At 66.0% G+C, this 1125-nt stretch carries 1 protein-coding gene; it reads right to left on the reverse strand.

From position 1 onward, the window contains the following. Positions 1–559: 559 nt before the first annotated feature. Positions 560–874 (reverse strand): cupin domain-containing protein, encoded by a 315-nt coding sequence (locus ACTWQJ_RS51655; RefSeq protein ID WP_443313247.1) that lies wholly within the window; start codon positions 872–874, stop codon positions 560–562. Positions 875–1125 lie beyond the last annotated feature (251 nt).

Raw genomic sequence — 1125 nt, forward strand, 5'->3', positions numbered from 1 at the left:
GCAAGATGTCCAACTACCACCTCAAGAGAGCCGAGCACCGGCACTGGCCCCAGCCGACCCGGACAGCCACCGACGCCGTCGTGATCCACACGCCAAGACCACCAGACCCGTAACGCAACGGCATTGGGCCTAGCCGACTCGGCATCCTAGATGCGCCGGGCCGGCCGTTACCAGGTAATCACCCGATCGTGGGTGCGTCATGCAACGGTGAGCCGGAAACGGTCACTGCGCGTCTGGAGCAAGCCGCGGAGCCACCAGCTTCACTACGCCTTGCCGGTGCTGACCTGGATCGCCGAAGGGCGCGGACGCACTCAGAGTCGCTCGACTCCCGGCACAGCACGGGCCGCGCCGTCTAGCCCCGTACTTCGCGGGTAGCTCGTTCAGGTCTCCGGCCAACGTCGGTGCGTGCTCGGTGTGCCGACGGCCACGACCATCACGACGTCCTGGTCTGTCTCTCGGTGGCCCGTGCCGTCCTGGTCGGGGACACTCGGTGGTCAAGTTCTCCTGACGAGCGCGCGGCTGCCGGGAGGTGGGGTAGATCCACTTGCCGGGTGGGGCCTCAGTGCCCTGCAGGCCCGTTGACGTTGAACGTGGACTGCCCGGTCCCGGACCTCATGACGATGATGTCGGAAGGCTCCGCCGAGGGGTTGCTCTCCCGGTGCACGGTACCTTTCGGCACGTATACGAAGTCGCCGGGACCGGCTTCCAGCGTGCGCGAGCCGGCCGGGCCGAACTCCATCTTCAAGGCTCCGGTGAGGATGTAAATCACCGTTTCGTACTCGCCGTGATGATGCCAGCCGGAGACCATGCCGGCCTCGGTGCGGACGAATCCCGACCACGTTCCGTCGGTGGCGAATGCCTCCTGCCGGTCCATCCCCGGGGTGCTGGGCCCGGGCCTTCTGTCACCAGGACGGGCGACGAGAACCTCATTGGGTTGAAGATCCATGGAGGCTCCTTCCGCTCGGGCCGTCGAGCGGCGGCCATGGCTCATTACCAGGCTAGGGCCTGTCTTCGGTTGTGATCAACAGGCTTTCAGGAGGCTGCCGATCCAGATGGTTGCTGCGCGGAGATGGAGTCCGGCGAGGTAGCTCTCGGGCGTCTTGTCATAGCGGGTGGCGATGCCTC

The organism is Streptomyces sp. KR55 (assembly GCF_052245645.1).
GTDB classification, from domain to species: domain Bacteria; phylum Actinomycetota; class Actinomycetes; order Streptomycetales; family Streptomycetaceae; genus Streptomyces; species Streptomyces flavusporus.

Coding starts and splice junctions, on each gene's coding strand:
- ACTWQJ_RS51655 (WP_443313247.1), bottom strand. CDS start 874: ATGGACCGGCAGGAGGCATTCGCCACCGACGGAACGTGGTCGGGATTC.